This is a genomic window from Acetobacterium sp. KB-1 (assembly GCF_003260995.1).
Taxonomy (GTDB): domain Bacteria; phylum Bacillota; class Clostridia; order Eubacteriales; family Eubacteriaceae; genus Acetobacterium; species Acetobacterium carbinolicum.
In genome coordinates this window covers 3,821,636-3,840,770 of the sequence record NZ_CP030040.1, presented here as the reverse complement: position 1 = coordinate 3,840,770, position 19,135 = coordinate 3,821,636, and the positions used below count along the sequence as shown (strand labels likewise).

Annotated in this window: 15 protein-coding genes and 1 tRNA gene; all 16 read right to left on the bottom strand. The window is 41.1% G+C overall.

Features of this window, described 5'->3' with window-relative positions; all coding sequences use genetic code 11:
• Positions 1–18: 18 nt before the first annotated feature.
• Positions 19–828 (bottom strand): alpha/beta fold hydrolase, encoded by an 810-nt coding sequence (locus DOZ58_RS17690; protein WP_111889511.1) that lies wholly within the window; start codon positions 826–828, stop codon positions 19–21.
• Positions 829–1,242: 414 nt separating this feature from the next.
• Complete coding sequence (locus tag DOZ58_RS17685) at positions 1,243–2,394, bottom strand: toxic anion resistance protein (protein WP_111889510.1); 1,152 nt, start codon at positions 2,392–2,394, stop codon at positions 1,243–1,245.
• A gap of 90 nt (positions 2,395–2,484) precedes the next feature.
• Positions 2,485–3,777: a 5-bromo-4-chloroindolyl phosphate hydrolysis family protein gene (locus tag DOZ58_RS17680; protein WP_111889509.1), complete on the bottom strand. Its 1,293-nt coding sequence runs from the start codon at positions 3,775–3,777 to the stop codon at positions 2,485–2,487.
• 225 nt (positions 3,778–4,002) lie between these two features.
• The gene (locus tag DOZ58_RS17675) at positions 4,003–4,734 is read right to left on the bottom strand and encodes an energy-coupling factor ABC transporter ATP-binding protein (protein ID WP_111889508.1); all 732 of its coding nucleotides are present in this window, start codon (positions 4,732–4,734) and stop codon (positions 4,003–4,005) included.
• Positions 4,735–4,747: 13 nt separating this feature from the next.
• Complete coding sequence (cbiQ, locus tag DOZ58_RS17670) at positions 4,748–5,545, bottom strand: cobalt ECF transporter T component CbiQ (protein WP_111889507.1); 798 nt, start codon at positions 5,543–5,545, stop codon at positions 4,748–4,750.
• Between the two features lie 116 nt (positions 5,546–5,661).
• A complete protein-coding gene (locus DOZ58_RS17665) occupies positions 5,662–6,675 on the bottom strand; it encodes an energy-coupling factor ABC transporter permease (protein WP_111889506.1) in 1,014 nt (337 codons plus the stop codon).
• Between the two features lie 239 nt (positions 6,676–6,914).
• Positions 6,915–8,330 (bottom strand): D-alanyl-D-alanine carboxypeptidase family protein, encoded by a 1,416-nt coding sequence (locus tag DOZ58_RS17660; protein ID WP_111889505.1) that lies wholly within the window; start codon positions 8,328–8,330, stop codon positions 6,915–6,917.
• Between the two features lie 22 nt (positions 8,331–8,352).
• On the bottom strand, positions 8,353–11,307 hold the full coding sequence (locus DOZ58_RS17655) for an insulinase family protein (protein WP_242988538.1): 2,955 nt from the start codon (positions 11,305–11,307) through the stop codon (positions 8,353–8,355).
• Between the two features lie 24 nt (positions 11,308–11,331).
• Positions 11,332–12,660, bottom strand: a complete 1,329-nt coding sequence (locus tag DOZ58_RS17650; protein ID WP_111889504.1) for a replication-associated recombination protein A — start codon at positions 12,658–12,660, stop codon at positions 11,332–11,334.
• 50 nt (positions 12,661–12,710) lie between these two features.
• Positions 12,711–14,789: an Eco57I restriction-modification methylase domain-containing protein gene (locus DOZ58_RS17645; RefSeq protein WP_111889503.1), complete on the bottom strand. Its 2,079-nt coding sequence runs from the start codon at positions 14,787–14,789 to the stop codon at positions 12,711–12,713.
• Positions 14,790–14,970: 181 nt separating this feature from the next.
• A tRNA-Leu gene (locus DOZ58_RS17640) sits at positions 14,971–15,055 on the bottom strand.
• Positions 15,056–15,136: 81 nt separating this feature from the next.
• A complete protein-coding gene (locus DOZ58_RS17635; RefSeq protein ID WP_111889502.1) occupies positions 15,137–15,409 on the bottom strand; it encodes a DUF1294 domain-containing protein in 273 nt (90 codons plus the stop codon).
• Between the two features lie 15 nt (positions 15,410–15,424).
• Positions 15,425–16,108 (bottom strand): GntR family transcriptional regulator, encoded by a 684-nt coding sequence (locus DOZ58_RS17630; RefSeq protein ID WP_111889501.1) that lies wholly within the window; start codon positions 16,106–16,108, stop codon positions 15,425–15,427.
• Between the two features lie 22 nt (positions 16,109–16,130).
• Positions 16,131–16,835: a GntR family transcriptional regulator gene (locus DOZ58_RS17625; RefSeq protein WP_162624561.1), complete on the bottom strand. Its 705-nt coding sequence runs from the start codon at positions 16,833–16,835 to the stop codon at positions 16,131–16,133.
• Positions 16,819–17,505, bottom strand: coding sequence for a B12-binding domain-containing protein (locus DOZ58_RS17620; RefSeq protein ID WP_111889499.1), 687 nt, complete (start codon positions 17,503–17,505; stop codon positions 16,819–16,821). Before DOZ58_RS17620 ends, DOZ58_RS17625 begins: the two co-directional genes overlap by 17 nt.
• On the bottom strand, positions 17,489–18,862 hold the full coding sequence (locus DOZ58_RS17615; protein ID WP_162624560.1) for a trimethylamine methyltransferase family protein: 1,374 nt from the start codon (positions 18,860–18,862) through the stop codon (positions 17,489–17,491). Before DOZ58_RS17615 ends, DOZ58_RS17620 begins: the two co-directional genes overlap by 17 nt.
• Positions 18,863–19,135: the final 273 nt, after the last annotated feature.

Genomic DNA, 19,135 nt, shown 5'->3' with positions numbered 1-19,135 from the left:
CTATTGCAGTTAATCATTTCAGGATTTGATAAAGTCAGCAACGACTTGATTAAATTTATCAGCTTCTTCCCAGAATAGCATATGACCGGAATTCTCAAAAAACTCCAGTTTTGCTTCTGGAATCTGCTCAGCAACATAGGCGCTGCCCTGCCAATCAAAGACAGCACTGTGTCGGGCCACGCAGACCAGGGTCGGAAGATTAATCAATGGCAACAAATCTCGCCAGTCCAGATTAGTGTGATCCCGCATGATTTCAATACGCACTTTCGGCGGACACTTTGATATCTCATCGGCGATAAATTTTACTTCTTCTGATGTCGGTTCATGATACAGACAGCCAAAGGCCAAGCCTTCTGCACTTTCTCGCGGAGCATACTCAATGGCACAACAGGTTCTGATGAACATTTCCACATCATAACAGCCATTTTGTCCCCATACCCAATCTGGGCCAGTGTATTGGAGCGGTGCCTGATCAACACAAACCAGTTTGCCAACCCGATGATTGCCAAATAATTCCAGATAACTCCACAGTACGGCAACCCCCATGGACCATCCCAGTACGGTGACATCTTCAACATCCAGTTGATCCAAAAGTTCTTTCACATCCATCGCATAACGAGAAATCCGGTGACTGTGTAAGACCTTTTCAGATTCACCATGCCCACGAAAATCCATTACTATTACCTGAAAATTTTCAGCCAGTACATCGCTGTTTTTTTTGAAAAACTGGGTTGTACAAGTCCATCCGGGAATCATTAGCAAAGGTTTTCCTTTGCCCTTTACCTCATAATATAATTCAACATGATCATTGGTAAAAAAAGTTGCCATAGCTTTCCCCCTATTATTAATTAATACCTTGCCTGCTTCCCGCTTCGCCATCTAATCAAACCGCTACTCTTTTTCCGATCACTCAGAAACGATCAGCCTCATTCGATACCAAAGTACGATGTTTCTGTTTTCAAGCTTTATACAAAATACTATTGATTATTATTATACCCAATCTGCAATAGTTTTCAATGGCATTTTAGCCAATTAATTTCATATTCATTAGACAATTATACAATAAGCACCTTCTGTCTTCGAACTTTTAAAATTATTGTTTAAATTTGCTACTGTTTTTTTAAAAACGAGGATTAAACAAATTCCTTGTTCTGGAAAGTTTGACTATATCAAGAGCACCATATATTTAAAAAAACCTAATAAAAAAACAACCAATATTTACTACTGATTGTTTTTTTATTATTATCGCCTGATTTCAAGCATCTTGACTTTTAAATCATTCTCCAGTTTTTCAAGCTCAACTTCCACTTCTTTTCGTTTCTGACGGCCTTCGGTCTGGATTCGCAACACCTCATCAAAGGTACTAATCAGAGACTCATTGGAAATCCGCAGCGTTTCAATATCGACAATGCCCCGTTCCGATTCTTTGGCGGTAGCAATGGATTCCATCTTCAGGGTTTCGGCATTTTTTCGCAATAATTCGTTAGTCATATTGGTGACTTCGCGCTGAGCCTTGGCGGCCTGTCCCGAATGAACGACTCCCAGGGCCAAAACCATTTGACTTTTCCATAAGGGAATGGTGTTGACAATCGAAGACTGGATTTTTTCAGCCATCAAGGTATCATTATGTTGAACCAGTCGGATTTGCGGCGCCATCTGAATCGAAATCATCCGGGTCAGTTCCAGATCATGAATTTTTTTCTCAAAGCGATTGCACATGGCTGACAAATCATTAACCGCCTGAGCATCCTCCGGTAATCCGCTGAGCTGTGAGCGTTTGATCAATTCCGGCAAATCTTTATTTTCGACTTCCTTGAGCTTCTTTTTGCCAGCCATGATATACATTGACAATTCTTTAAAGTAAGTTTTGTTGACGTCATAAAGTTTATCTAGCATGGCCACATCTTTTAAAAGCTGCATCTGATGTTTTTCCAGGGCTTCGGTAATCCGGTTGACATTGGTTTCGGCAGTCGCATAACGCGTCTGCATGGAGCTGAGCTTATTGCTGGTTTTTTTGAAAAAGCCCAAAAAACCTTTCTCTTCTTCCTCAATGTCAAAGTTTCGTAGTTCCATCACCATATCACCCAGCATTTTGCCGACCTCGCCCATGTCTTTAGTGCGGACATTGTTCAGGGCCGTTTCTGAGAAATCGGCAATTTTCTTCTGGGCTCCAACCCCAAACTGCATCACCAGGCTGGAATTAGTAAGATCAATTTTGCTGGCAAAATCATCCACCATTTTTCGTTCTTCCACCGTCAGTCGACTTTCGTCAAAAACTTCCCGTTCACCCTTAAGCTCCTGATGCACATTGGCCGTCATCACCTTTTCTTCTTCGAACGGGTCGAAGGTTAAAGTAGGGGTTGCCTGGGAATAATCATTCATATTGTCTTCCATCGCTATTCTCCTCGTCTTAATTAAGTTGATCCTTTCAAAGCTTTCATCAATTTAAAATATCATGGTGGGCTTTTCTGAATTCGGATCTTATTACTTCGTCTCTTGTTTTTTAAAATCTCTTTTGGTTAGACCTTCCTGGGCCAGCATCGTATTAAGCACCGAAATATCCGTTGAAACATCCATTGCCGTGTCTTCATAAAAACTATCCAACAAATTTTCAAAGGCGTGGCTGATGGTGTCCAGGGTATCTTCAATCTCTTTTTTAGTCGCTAAAATATTGGTGCCCTGAATAGGTTCTGCATCTAAATCCCGATAGACCGAAACTAGCTTTAAGGTGGTCGGCAGATAATAGCCCATAAACTTCCGAATTTCCGGCAATCCATCCGGATTTTCCTCAATAAATTCGAAGATTTTGGTGATCACTATTTCCAGTCGATCCAGTTTATGGGAGATTACTTCCCCTGCAATCGCCAGATTAGCTTCGTTAATTTTTCTGATGATATCCTGACCTTCGGCAATCACCTCATGAACCGCCTTCATTTCCGGATTTTCTGATTCCAGTTTCTTTTTCTGTTCCAACGCTTCCTGTTCACGGCGAGCTCTTTGTTCCTCAAGTTTCTTTCCTGCCTTAAGTTTTAAATGATTCTCATAAGCTTCATTACTAAGCAGTAAATATTCTTCCTGTTCATCAAACCGCCCCTCCGGGAACATCCCCAGGCTGATCATCTTACGCAGATCTTTTAGCACATATTTCTTGCTGCGCCCAATGGGCTCAGACAGTTCGGATATTCTACAAAATTGCCGTCCTTTCAGGCGACTGGCATACTGACGAAACCGTTTTACTCGTCCCCGCAGGTTTGACCCCTTTGCCGCCATCAGCGCACTAATCGTAAAAATCGGCAACAGGATTCCAACCCCGATCCCCATCAGTGGCATACTGGTAAACGCAAAACCAAATACCGATGAAAAAATAAGCAGTAGAAGTAGTGAAACACCAATGCCAATATTTCCAAATATCATCAATAACATGCCGGAAATTCGACCATGAGGCGATTTTGAAATCAGGTTATTGGGCCGTCTTTTGACGGGACTATAGGCATTTTGATAATTGTTTTTGGCAAGCATTTCCTTTGCCTGAGGTTTGTTCATTTTTTCCTGGGCTCTTCTGGCATTGGCCGCCTGCTTTCTGGTTTCCTGGTTGTTTTCCCGCTGCTGTCGCTGCTGCTCCTGCCAATACTGACCACTTCGCTTAACTTCATCCATGGCTCGAGCGACAGTCGCCGAAATGTTCTTGTTCAGTTCTTTAAACTCCTCCGAATTCAAGGCATCCTGAACAATATCCTTGATATCATTACCGATATTCGAATAATCTTTTTTTGTCATCGTTTGACCTCCCAAACATTGAATTAATTATATCTTATAAAATTTAAAATTTCAATTAGGAAACCATTTCCTGGCGCTATTCTTTAAGTAAATTCAAAATTTTTTTTGATTTTTCAACACAGGCGCCTTAAATCTAAAAAAGCTTGAACACATCAAGCTTTAAGCGGTCAAAAGATAACCAAACTGATATTAAACCAGTAGTCAGTATGAAAGTTTTGGCGAACTCTATCGTACCCGCGGTTTTTGCATGCACAGGGGCAGCTCCAAATGACATTGAGATAAGAGGTTTTCGTCAAATAGGATATCTCGAACTGTGCCATCTGCAAACACGCTGCCATGATGTAAAATAATCACCCGGTCACAAATATCAAGGGCCATATCCAAATCATGGGTGGCAATAACTTTGGTCATTTTCAGGGTGTCGAGGGTATTAATTACATTTCGTCTGGCCTGGGGATCAAGAAATGAGGTCGGCTCATCAAACAAAATAACCCGGGGATTCATGGCTAACACCGAAGCAATGGCAATGACCCGCTTTTCACCACCGGATAAACGATGAGGCATCCGATCCCGCAGATGAATAATCCCCAACTGTTCCAAAACGTTGACCACCCGCTCTTCTACCACATGTTCATCGAGCAATTCATTTCGCGGACCAAAGGCAATGTCATCATAAACCTTTGTCATAAACAACTGATCATCCGGATTCTGAAAAACCATCCCGACTTTCCGGCGAATATCTTTCAGCGTTTTTTTCTCCACTGGCAAATCATCAACTATAATCGCTCCTTCTTTGATCTCAGAAATACCGATAATTAGCTTGAACAAACTGGATTTTCCCGCCCCGTTTGCTCCTACCAAGGCAATGCTCTCACCCTCTTCGATTTTTAGATTTACATCTCGAATAGCCTGATGGCCGTCGGGATAGGCATAATTCAACTTTTTTATTTCTAGCATTAAGAACTCCTCATTATAAAAAACTGCCGATAAACAGGCTCAGATCAAAAAATCGCATCAAACACAAAACACCAGCTACAAAAACCAGATACAACCAATCACCCTTATGAATCGGGCTTGGTTTAGCATAAAGATAATTACCATCATATCCACGACATTTCATGGCCACATAAATGCTCTCAGCCCGATCAAAACTTTTTAATAACAACTGCCCCACAAAGATACCCATGTCTTTCATTTTGATACCCTTGGAATCCGGTGCTCTTAAAATATAGGCTGTATACATATTTGAGACCTGCTCCAGCAACACCGAAATGTAACGATAAGTCAACATAATTTGTTCCACAATAATTTTGGGTACTTTAATCGATAATAATTGATAGGAAATTTTTGGCAATGAAGTTGTCGCAATCAGGATCAGCACCGCCATGACGGTAAATATCGTTTTAACCATAATAGACGTAAAGGAGATTAAACCATAACTGATCGGAACCGGTCCGAGCATCAATGCCAGTTGCTGATTAAAAATAATATTGGATAACCCCGCAAAAAAAGAAAAGGGCAAGGCGACCAATAGTCGCTTTAGCAAGGGTTTATAAGGTATTTCAGCCAAGGCCATTAAAATCACCGGATAGAAAGCAAACACCACCAGTCCGGTAATATTAAAAGGGTTGAACGAAATAACCAGCACCAGATAAAGCATCGTGGTAATCAGTTTGACCATTGGATGAAGACGATGGATGACGGTATTGCCATCGGCCATTTCCTCCAGAGAATTGATCGTATTCATTGAGTCGGTAATTGTTGACATTGAGACTACCTTTCAGTTAAATATTAAATAACCTCTGTTTATAAACAGAGGTTATTTAGAAAACTATTGTTAATGTTAACACATAAAGATTGCTAATTCAATTAGTAATAAATTGTCTAAGAAGCTTTTTCTTTTTTCCGTTTGATAGCATAAATCAGATAACCGGTGCCACCTGCCAGGATCAGCGTAATACCGGCCCCAACAATGCCAGAAACACTGGTTCCAGCAGCTGAACCGTCACCATCTGTTGATTTAAAACCATAATCGGGTAGGAAGGCGGTGCTTTCCTGAATACTTCCAGCACTGCTGTAAATATCACCATCTGCTTCGAGTTCGGCGGTTCCGGCCACATTTTCCATGGCCCATTCCAGACCATCGGGATTTGCTGATGCAAAAAGTGATAAACCGCCTCCCACAACGACAGCAAAGATCAGTAGCGTTCCTATTACTTTCTTAATGGAAATATTTTTAGGCAATTTTGTATTTTCAACCGATGATTCCAATAACTCCGGCCGCATTTTATATACAAAGACCAAAATTCCGCCGGTCACAATCCCTTCAACCAAACCAATGGCCAGGTGGATCGGAATCATTAAACCAACAAAGGTCATAAATGGTAATTCGGTAATTCCCGATGCCAGCGTTTCAAGCACTACTGAAAAGGCGCCTAACGATAAAGCTAAAACGACCGAAACAATCGCTGCCACGGTAATCCGACTCGGTGTCAGTCCTCTTTTTACAATCGGTTTAAAGACAAAGGGGTAAACCAGCAAACAGGCATAAAAACCCATATTCCAGATATTTGCGCCTAAGGCCAAAAGCCCACCATCGGCAAAGAAGAGTGCCTGAATCAGCAATACCGCAGTGAGGGTTAAAAATGCGGGAAAGGGTCCCAATAGGGCTGCCAGTAAAATCCCGCCACCAATATGTCCACTGGAACCAGTCCCCGGAATAGTGAAATTAATCATCTGTCCGGCAAAGATCACGGCCCCCATAACACCCATTAATGGGATCTTTTTTTCATCTAAATCGTCTTTACATTTATACGCCGAATAGGCGATTGCTCCGGCGCTCGCCGCAAGCATGATTCCTCCAACTGCTGGAGAAACTAAAGCATCTGCCATGTGCATAATAAAACCTCCTCAAAGTTTAAAAAACCAAACAAAAAAACACGAAGTACACCTCCTGAGTTTCAACTCTGGAGATACCTTCATGGCATCATTTTTGCATCATAAAATTTGATTCGTATCCTGCACTTCAATGCGAAATACTAGCTAAATTATAAATCACTTGTCTATACATGTCAAGAAATAATAACGGGAGTCTGTCGTTTTTATCGGCAGACTCCGCCTACTCAGTACCACTTAATCTAGCGTCTCCGCTTCGGTGGCTGATTGGATGATCTACTGTTGGAGCCGTTTTGCTTTTTCTTAATTTTAATTTTTTTGTACTTAATATTATTCTTGCGCATAAACTGGACAAACATGATCCGCAAAATAGCAAGTAGTATCATGATCACAATGATGGTCACATACCAGTAAAGAATTGGATAATCCATCCAGTTTCGGGCTTTCATGGCTTTGACTGCGTACAGTGGCGCCGTCTCTACTAAGGTTTCGCCATTGTAAACCTGTAGTTCACCAAGCTGCTCGCCTTCCTTGATATCTGCTTCCAGATTTGCCAGGGTCTCATCACCAATCATCTTTGTTTCATCCCATTTAACTTTGGCCGTGTAGTTAGCCTGATCCGTCTGGGGTGCCGCCGTAATCAGCGCCTCATTTGTTTTATATTTCAATTTATTGCCATCAAACACATGATAGTTGACTACCTGCACAACCCGGTCTTCATCCTCCGGATCCGACCATTCAAGCAGTTCATATTCTTTAACCACCGCATTAATGGTGTCGCTTGCTTCGCCAAAGACAACCGCCTGATCAGCATTGAGAATAACGCCAATCATTTTCTTATCATTACCTTCCCCTTCAAAAACCAGGCACTTATTTGCTTCTTCAGTAAAACCGGTCTTCCCACTGGTTGCGTAACCGTTAAAAACCGGATTGGCCCCCGATAAACCATTGATAACCCGAAACTCCTCCGACAACTCATTAAAATTGGTATAAAGCAAGAGGTTGGTATTATTCCACTTGTGTTTGGTTTTGTTAGTTTGCACCTCATGAACCTTGGCCCGGGTAATGGCTTTGATCGTCGTCTCATCAAAGGCCGTTTTAGCCAGAATCAGCATATCGGCGGGCGTTGTAAAATGATTATCATTGTGTAATCCGTGAGGATTCGTGTAATTGGTGCCGGTCATCCCCAGATCTTTGGCTTTCTGATTCATGGCAGCGATAAAGGTTTCATACGCTTTATCCGAGCTGATAGAACCGTCCCCGGCAATCCTTCTGCCAATGTTCACAGCGATGGTTTCTGCCGCATCATTTCCGGAGGGCAGCAACAAAGCATAAAGCAGTTCGTTAAGGGGCAACACCTCTTCTTCTTCAAGACCAGCGTTGCTGCTGTCCTCATCCAAATATGAAATCTCATCACCTACAGTAATGTTTTCGTTGAGATCACCGTTCTCGATGGCCACCAACGCGGTCATCAATTTGGTTGTACTGGCAGGATAGAATTTTTCATCTTGCTTTTGCGCAAAAAGAATATCGCCGCTATTCACTTCATAAATAACCACACCCTCATCAGCACCATAGGCAGGCAAACCCGCTGCCATAACAGCAGATGTACAAAAGACCAGGCTAAGTATCAACAATAGTCCTATTTTTCTTTTCATATCCCCTCTCCCCTCAAAACTGCTATTTGATATAGCGGGTCACTTTAAACAATTCCTTTTCATCATTAATTGCTTCTTCACTGCCTAAAACGCAGATGGCATTTTTAGCCAGCACTGCCGCAATCATTTCTCCATAACTCTTTAATTGTTCAACAGTGGTTTCTAAAATTTCTTCCCGCTCTTTTTGTAGATCAGCGGCGGTCACGCCGCTGAAAAAGAAGTTATCCGCAATTTCACCTTTCACTGAGGCACTCAGCGGTACATCCTTGCTGCTGATCGTTCCGATGATATATTTTTCCAGCTCACGCTTAGAGAGGTCTAACTGGTTAATATAATCAATCACACCCTGATAAGCTTCAAAGGTCTTTTTAAGTTTTGGGTCCCGGTAGGATCCGAAATACAGGTCTCCGCTCCGTCCGATGTTCATAAAAGCACCGTAGGCGCCACCCTGAACCCGAACCTTGTTCCATAAATAATCCATCGACAGAAGGCCTTTTAAAACCAGTTGAGAGCCGGTGTATTGGTAGCCTAAAGCTCTAATATTATAGCCTTGCGAAACATATTGAATCTTAGCTGCCGTTAAAAAACCTTCGTTGGCAATTTCAGTCTCAAAAGCAAAAGCGTTTTTTACCAGTATTTTCGGAGCCAGTCCCGACACATAAGCGCTGAGAGCGACCAAAGTCTGATCCCGAATTTCTTCGGTGCCGGTGATGCTAATCAGTGGTTTTTTGTTGTTGAAAACCAAGGTGGCAATGCTGGCCAGCTTTTCCGTCAGCGCTTCAAATCGCTCATCAAAATTTGCGTCCAGATCCGCAATAAAACGATAGAACTCAATGCCGCCAAATTCTTCAAACAGCCGCGCTGACTGAGAATAGTAGGACTGCAGTCGTTGCACACCAACCACATGGCCAGCGGTTAAAAATTGAGTTTCCTTATGGGTCTTTATTTCCCGGATCATATCGTGGATCAGATTTTTTTCCTGATAGCGGGTCTTCGTCATCACATCGGTCATAATCCGAATCAGGGTCGGGATATTTTCAGCAACTGCTTTGCCTTTCACATAGCAATTAGAGGTGAAATCCCCAAAGTGATGAACATCATCATAGGACTCAATCCCGAAGGACAGACCGCCGGTATGAATTTCAATCTCCTGACTCAGTCTTCGAAAATCCATCGTTTCAGTGCTGAGACTACCGAGCATTTTACACATCAGCGATAAATATTTAAGATCTTCCTGGGGCAACTCGCTGTAATCAAAATAAAGTTTTAAATAGGAAATTCCACCCGTAAAACCAGGATGAAACAGCAGTGTAGTATCCAGCACTTCGGTCACTTCCAGGGGATAGGTTCGGCCGGTGCGGCTGATATCTGAAAGCGATAATTTGGGAATTTTTTCCAGATCATCCGGGGCATCCTCTTCATTTTGTTTCTGCATCAGGGTTTGCGTTTCGTCAACCAGGGCCTTAAGTTCTTCTGGGGTCAGACTGGTTTTAAACGCCGCCAATTTTTCTGCTAATGCCTGATCGGCGTTTCCCTGCAGGGTATTGTCCGGTACAATGGTCACTAGCGTTTGGTGGGTATTGTCAATTAGCATCCGTTTAAGCAGTTTTTCGAAGTAGCCGTCTTTCCAGTTGTCTTTGAATTTTTTAAAAGCTTCCTTGTATTTAAGATAAGCAATCGGGTCATCACCATAGAGCCAGTCATCCATCATTTCAATCCCATAAATTAGACCTTTGGGATAAGAACCATACTCCCCTTCAATATGGGAGAATTCATGGATATTAATGCCCGCTTCGACACTGAGAGGATCCAGACCATCTGTTACCAGCTTATTTAACACCGACTCCACCGTGCTGACAAATAAGTCGCGATGTTTTTCCTCAGTATTTTTAAGGACAATCGAAAAATAAGGCTGTCTGAGGGAACTACTAAAATGATAGCTGACGTCTTCAGCAATTTTTAAATCCAGCAAAGCTTCTTTTAACGGTGACGAATTATTATTCAATAAGATATGGGAAAGAATATCAAAAGCCAAAGCATCTTCATGGGATAATTTGTCTCCCAATACCACAGAAAGGGCCAAATAGTCTTTGTTTTCCAGGGATTCTTCCTTCGATACACCATAGGAGGTCCGCAGTTCTGTCCGATTTTTAAGCAACGGCTGAACCGTGATCTCACTATCTACCACCTGTTTTTCAAAGCCACTGAGATACTCATCATTTAAATATTTCAAGTGCGTCCGGACATCCCCGTCGCCATAGAGATAAATATAGCTGTTGGAGGGATGATAGTATTTTTTATGGAAACCCAAGAAATCTTCATAGCTCAATTCTGGAATCACATCCGGATCCCCGCCGGATTCAAACCGGTAGCAGGACTCAGGATAAAGGGATTCGAAAATTTTATTTTGGAGCAATTCCTCCGGATTGGAGAAAGCGCCCTTCATTTCATTATAAACTACCCCATTGTAGATAATTGGATCATCGGCATTTTCAATGTGATAATGCCAGCCTTCTTGCAAGAAGGTATAGGGGTTTTCATAAATATTAGGATAAAAAACCGCATCCAGATAAACATCCATCAGATTCATAAAATCTTTAGCGTTGGTACTGGCAATCGGGTACATCGTTTTATCAGGATAGGTCATGGCATTGAGGAAGGTGTTAAGCGACCCTTTAGCTAGCTCCACAAAGGGTTCCTTGACCGGATATTTTTTTGATCCGCATAAAACCGAATGTTCTAAAATATGGGGCACCCCAGTGCTGTCGGTGGATGGTGTCCGAAAGCTGATCGAAAAAACCTTATTATCATCATCTGCCGATATATAAACTAATCGGGCTCCGGTTTTTTCGTGGACAAAGGTTCGGGCAAAGCCATCTATTTCATCCACAAATTCTTCTTTATTCAAGATAAACCCATGGATATTTTCTTCCAGTTTAAACATTTTTTGCTGTTGTTCTTTTAATTCTTTTTTCAAATGTCACTCCTCTTCTCTTCGTATTTATTCGATTATTCCATTTTTCTTGAGATATTCCTTCATTTTCTGTTCATAGCCCATTTCTGTCGGTTCATAAAAATGGGTGCCCACCAGATCATCCGGAAGATATTGTTGTTCAATGTAGTGCCCGGGAAAATTATGAGGGTATTGATAGGTCATCCCGCGACCCAGTTTTTTGCTGCCGGAATAATGGGTGTCCTGCAAATGTGCCGGGACATTGCTGTTTGAGACATGTTTTACCGCGTCAATGGCCGCATCCACCGCCAGATAGGAGGCATTGCTTTTGGGCGCACAGGCCAAAAAAACGACTGCCTGAGCCAGATTAATCCGGGCTTCCGGCATGCCAATAAAGGCAACCGCATCGGCAGCGGCCATCGCCACGGTCAAGGCCATCGGTTCGGCATTGCCAATGTCCTCAGAAGCCGAAATGACAATCCGACGGGCAATAAACTTGGGGTCTTCTCCCGCCGTGATCATTTTAGCCATCCAGTAAAGTGCCGCATCCGGATCGGAACCCCGGATACTCTTGATGAAGGCTGAAATCGTATCGTAATGATTATCACCATTTTTATCATAGTGAACGGCTCGCTGCTGAATGCACTCCTGAGCCGTTTCCAAATCGATCACAATAACGCCGTCGGCGTTTTTATCCACCGTTAAAATCCCCAGTTCCAGAGCATTCAAGGCCCGGCGAACATCGCCATTAGCGACCTCGGCAAAATGATTGAGGGCGTCTTCATCACATTTAATCTTCATCACCCCATAACCCCGGTCACGGTCTTCAATAGCCCGTTTTATCACGTCACGAATGTCTTCCGGAGTCAGATTATAAAACTCAAAAATGGTGGAACGGGACAACAGCGGCGAGTTGATTTCGAAATAGGGGTTTTCAGTGGTAGCCCCAATCAGGGTCACCAACCCTTTTTCGACACTGGGTAAAAGGGCATCCTGCTGGGCCTTATTAAAGCGATGGATCTCATCAATAAAGAGGATCGATTTTTTATTATAAACACCCAGATTATTCTTCGCTTTATCCAATACCTCAGTGATTTCTTTTTTTCCTGAGGTGACCGCATTCAGCTCATAAAACACCGCATTGGTACGGTTGGCAATAATTTTTGCCAATGAAGTTTTGCCGGTACCCGGCGGTCCATAAAACACCACCGAGGACAATTTATCGGCTTCAATCAGCCGATACAAAAGTTTCCCCCGACTAATGATATGCTGCTGACCGACAAATTCTGCCAATGTCTGGGGTCGCATTCTTACCGCCAGGGGAGCATTATCCGCAATTTGTCCTTCATAGTTCTGGTTAAAAAAACTTTCCTGCATAATGTCCTTTCACGATAGCGTTTTAATTATAAAACGCTCGGGGTTTTTAATTACCGGTTCGTTTCAATCACTGCTATTTCTGCCTGACTTAACTCAAAATAGTCATAGAACCATCTGTCGATTTCAGCAAGAATCTTGCCTGATTCTAAAGCGCTTCCATTTTTCTTTAAGTCTACAATTTTATCATAAGTATCTTTAAAAACCTTAATTGTATCCTCTTTAATATCTGGCATTCCTAACCGTAGCAGGGTGTTTGGATAATACTCATAAAGTTTATCCCCCAGTTTTTTTCCGTAGGATTTAAAATAATAATTATACAACCGGCTGTTTAACAGCATCACCAGAAATTCCTCAGTGACCTGATGGTAAAGCCGCGGTTTAAGAATCATTCCGTAAACATCGGCGCTGAAATAGCATTTATTCTCATCGATCGCAAAACGATTTTGGGTTGCCTTATAGGGGAAAATAATTTTTCGTCCTTCAAAATGATCCGAATCCCGACCCCACTGAAGCTTATACCAGGCCAGCTTACCGTTTTTGCATTCCCGACGGTTTTTAAGTTTTTCCCGGTGTTTTTCCAGATGCGCGACCACCTCCGGGTACAAATCAATGGCCCCAATCCGATTGGTATAAAGGATTTTCTTTTGGGGGCTTGTTATCTGGTAAGCCCTCACATCCTTATTTTTAATCCAGGATTTTAATAACGCCGGGTCAAAGGCACAAAGTGTCGGATCAGTTTGTTCAAAGATAAAGGCCTTGTCATTGCCGGTAATAATGCCCTGAAAACTCTGCACTACATTATCCAGGGTAAAGGGTGTTTTTTTCTCAATTTTTTCTATAATTCCCTGCATAACTGGCGAATAAAGACGCCAGGAATCATCACTGAGCTGGGCTTGCAGTAGTTCAAATGACTCATAAAGATCACCTTGCCAATTGTTTTGATTAAGTGATTGGATCAGTTTTGGGTAGCTTTCAGGTTTATGGCTTTTGATGAAAAAGCGTTTAACTTGAATGGTTTGCCCCTCATCAATCTGTGTCTTTTTCACTAGCTTAATAATAGCCGGATCAACCCCAACCCCTTCAATAACCCGTAACCCATTAAAATCGATGACCTCCTGGATTGCAAAAGCTTTTCTGATAAAGACCCGTAACGGTTTTCCGTAAAAGGCTTCAACAAAATAACGGGAGGTGATATGAATTAATTGTCCTCCGGGCTTTAGCAGTTCCCAACCCCGGTAAATAAAACAATAGGAAAGATCGCCCTTGTCTCGGTATACCTCACCGTAGCGGTTTTTGAGCAGCTTCATATAGTCGGTCTGGATTTCCTTGTGACCCACATAAGGCGGGTTCCCAATTACCACATCCACCGATTGAGGGTTTATTAATTCTTCGGTAAGAATATCGCCGCAAAATATTCCCAGAGGTTTAACATACTGTTTTCCTTTTAAGGTTAGGATCAGCCGAGTCACAAGACAGGCAATGGAATCCCGATCCACGCCCAGCAGACCGGTTTCCAGGAGCTGGCGATGCTGCGTTTGTCTTTCGCATGGACTCAATTCGCCATTTTTTAAAATAATCGTGTCATAAATTGCACTTAACAGGGATCCGCTCCCACAAGCCGGGTCCAAGACTCGAATTTTTTCTAATTTGTCCCCCACTTCGTATGTACCAAGCACATTGGAAGCCATATAAGTAGCGATGTTTTCTGGGGTATAGAAGATACCGTGGTTTTTCTTATGATTAATTAGCAGACTTGCTTCGTAAAGGCTGCCAATCAGCCTCGGATTCTCTCCTGCCAAGGATGGTGCTGCGGTGGTTAAATCACTGACCCAATCCCAAACTTCGTTCCCAATCGGTTGGGGGTCTATCTGCTCTTGCTCCCAGAAAGACACCTGAAGGGGCTTCCCCTGCCAGAGTCCCAAGATATAATCAAGGGTAAAATTCTTTTTGATATCCTTCTGATGGACTTCAAAATCAAGGCGCTGATTATCTACCAGATATTTTAACACAATGCACTTAAGCAAAAAAAGCACGTTGGCAGGTTGGTCCTCAGCCAGGTAATTATATCGATTAATAAATTGTGTCAGCTTATCTGAAATCTCCTGAAACTTCATTAAAACCTCTTTCATTTAATTGATGTTCGTCTCACCAGGTTATTATAACATCATTTGCCTGAAAAAGATAAGAAAAAGGCTGAAATAAACGATTTAGAAAATACACCATGTCGCCAGAAGTAATGGTAACACGCGCTAATATTAATTTACAACATAAAAAAAACGGCCGTCAATAGCCGTTTTTGTAAATTCTAAATGGTGCGAGAGACGGGAGTCGAACCCGTACGCCTTGCGACACACGCCTCTGAAACGTGCTTGTCTGCCAGTTCCAACACTCTCGCATAAGTCATTTTGAACACCACTATAGAATACACTCTTTTGAGTGTATTGTCAAGGTCTGAGTACATCTTTTTTTAAGCCAGCTAATTCAATCCTCTTAACAAAAGAAACAGACTCAGCCCAATCTGAAAAATCAAAAGAATCGGAATCCCCCAGGAAAATAAAAAGTGCTTTGTTTTATGATGAAACACCCGCATTCCGATAAATCCACCAATCGAACCGCCAAGCAGACATAAACCAAGTAGGGTTTTTTCAGGAATCCGCCAGGCCTCCTTTTTCGAACGCCTCTTGTCATTCCAGAAAAAGATAAAGGTAATCAGATTAATGATGGTCAGGTAGCTTATCAAATAACTCATTTGGCATTATTTCCTTTATTCATAGAATGATTTTCCATTCAGTTCGATATTTTCGCCTAAGACATATATGATACTTTTACCAATCGGATGATCATCCAACGTATAAAAATGCAAATTAATACAAAGCATTGGCATACTTTCATCAATTAAAAGTCTATTTGATATGTACTTATTGGGATAATCCATTGTGACTTCAATTGTTTTTTTTACTTCATAGCTATTAAAGATCCGATTCATAATGGCAATGTTTTTCTCTGCCTTTTTTTCAACCCCTTCAGTAAGATAGTGACCTTTCAGAAATAATGAGTCAATACTATAACCCACTGGCATTGAACCTGAAAAATACATCCGTCTAATCTCCAGCGTTTTTAATTCCCGTCGTTGCCCTTTTATTTGTGCCACCGAAATTAAAATATCCTCTATCTCGGTATCAGTTATTTCTTCATTGATACTATTTTCGAGAGAAAAATTAATTAAGAACAAATCTTTTTCCCGTTCCTTAACAAAGGTACCCACTCGCTCAATGGATATCAAATATCCTTTATTTACAAGCGTTGCCAAGCTCTTACGTACAGTTACACCACTTGTATGATACTTTTCTGCCAATTCCTGATTTGTCGGTAGTTTTTCATTCGGCTTAAGTAAGCCACTTTTTATATCTAGAAGAATATCTTTCTCAATCCGCTCGTATATTTTCACTTTTCCTCACGATCCTCATCTATTATTCTTGGTGAGAATTTCCACGAATGCAACACCACTCTCTTTTTATAAACAGTTGCCGATAACCCATTGGCTCATCATCATCCAAGATTTTTTGAGTTATTTGCATAACTGGGGTTCCTACAGGTATTTTAAGTATTTTCGCAATATTTAATTCACAATTAACACCAGAAACATTCATTTTTCCCTGCATCTGAAAGAGCCTATTCTTTTGTGATAATATTTCACTGAAACTGGTGTATTCAAAATTATCGTTCCATACTGTTATCCCCGGGAAGTATGGAATGTACTGGATATCATACGCAATTGGCTTTTCGTCATTAAGCAAAACCCAACGTATATAAACAACTCGGGCATCCGGTGCTATTCTGAGATGATAAACTAAGTCAATGGTTGGTTTTATAATTTCCGAACCTAAGAGTTCAACCCTTTGGTATGGTTTCATTAATAGATTTTCCGTTTTTAATGAAATGAGATATTTATCATTGTGTTTTTCCAGAACAAAATTTCCTTTGCCAGGGATTGAGTATATATAACCTTCATCAATTAGCTTTGAAATTGCGTTACGAACCGTGATACGACTGACTCCATATTCATCAGCCAATGTATTTTCTGGGGGAATCGCAGAATTAACTGGATAAAAGCTCTTATGAATCTTATATTTGATATTCTCAGCAATATCTTCATATTTATGATTGATAATCATCGCCTCCTTCATTTATCCAGTTTTTACATTGTTTAACACCTTCATATACATCATTTGCAAAGGCATCCACACCGGTATATTCAATCGCCTGACGATGAGTTGAGAGTCCGCCAACGATTATTTTAACTTGGCCTCTAATCCCAGCTGCGACAAGTTTTTCATTAACTTCTTTAATATATCTAACTCCTTCCGCTAAAATTGAGCTAATCGCAATAATGTCTGGCTTACGATTGATGGTTTCATTTAATATCTCTTCCGCAGTTACATTAATACCCATATCAATTATTTCAAAATTAGACATTAAAGCTGCACTCTTGAAAATCGACTTTCCAATATCATGCAAATCTCTTTCGATGGTGCAAAGCAAAATTCTGCCAATTGGTTCTTCTGATTCTTCATTAATCAATTTTAAACTTGGTAATTTTAAAACCTCTTCAAAAATAATACCAGCCATCATCAAATCAGTGACTCCGTATCGTCCTTCTTCAAAAAAACGACCAATTTGATCCAACCCGCGTTGAATTGCCTCGATAATCTGAGCTTGAGAAGCACCTTCACGAATGGCATAATTCACAAGTTTCAGGACTTTTTTTTCCTCTATTTTTTTCATTGCCTCAATGATACTATTTAAAGTAGAAGCACTGGCAGGATTTTTAATCGATGTATTCATCTGGTAAATAACCTCTTAATATTTTAATTTGATCTTTTGTTGGGGCAGAAAATTCAAAACTATTCAATCGTCGTTTTATTTCCTCATCAGTCTCTTTTAACATTTCTTCTCTTGTTTTTCCTTCTCCAAAACCACGTTTTGGGTATTGCTTGCGTATTAATTTAAGATTCCTTGAGGAAATATAATTACCTGTTGATCCGGCTCTTAAAATTTCATCCGTCATAACCGTAACATCGTTAATATCCATCCCTTTCAAAAAGTCTTTAAGGCTTAGATACATGTATTCATCTAAGATATACTTATTATAATTAATAGTTCTGAGTGTGTCTTCCATCCCAAAGCTGTGCATCAAGCAGTCAACTTCAGCAAGCAAACTCGATAAAAGGTTCATACCACTCTCAAAACCACTTTGATAATCCAGGTATTTTGAGTCTGTAAATGTACCCCCGGCCCGAAATGGGATTTGATAATATTGAGCCATCCCCTTTGCCGCAAGAGTAAACAACCCAGTTGCTGAACTTCCCACTGATGTTTCAGCCTTGAAAGGATCAACCCCGAATAATGGAAGTCCATATATTATCGGTAAACCCGGGCTTTGTATCTGAGCAAAAACGATACCAGCTAGAACCCCCGCGTTCGCTAATAATAAATTTCCACCGGGAGTGGGAGGTGCTGTTAATCCACTTAATCCACTTCCACAGGCAATCATCAAGGGTTGATTCTCTTCACAATGGACCGTAATAACTTCCGTTGTCGAGTGCCCCATGATCATAGGCGATGATACATTCACATTGCCAAGAACTACTGGCTTGTTTCTGATCCCATGGTATTTTTGAACCATCTCTATACATCTACGCGAGTCTTCCTTCCCACCTACAACAGAAAGACTTGGTTTATCTGAATATTTTAAAATCATCGCTATACGGTAACTATTCCTTTGATCCAAAGGAATATCGAAGGGTTCTACGGTGTAAGGACAAGCCATACTGATATTATCATTAAGCTGATTCAGTTTTGTAAAGTTGAGATAATCATTTCGTGTCCCTAATGCAATCTGTTCATTCCTGGACACAGTTGTTCCGCCATAAGGCGGCAACGTACATATTTCTCCCTTTCCTACCACTACTCTCCTGCTGCTTGAATAAATTGGAAATGCCCGGGGAACCAGTTTAATACTTTCTTCAATCAGATGAGAATCAATAAAAACTTGTTTGCCTTGTACTCTTGCACCCGCTTTTCGAAAAACATCAAGTGCCTCTTTCGAAAAAACTGTGATTCCCATCGTTTTTAACAATTTTAACGATTGTTCGTGAATGAGATCACATTCTTTTTTCGAAATACTAAGCGTTAATTTCATGATCACTACCCCCTGCATTTCCTCAATTAAACACTTCTTTAGATTATATCATAACAACTTCGGTTTGTTTACCATTTCACCATGATAATTTTCTGTCGCTATCTAGCCCATCATCGTTTTGGGCTGTGATGATAATGCCTTGGATTTGGCCATTATGCCATCTAAAGAACTTAATAGAAGTCTTGTTTTAATTATAAAATGAAACAAGCTGTATGAAATATGGTTTAAAATTTCTTATAAATAAATTACCACCCTTTTTTTCAATTGCAAACG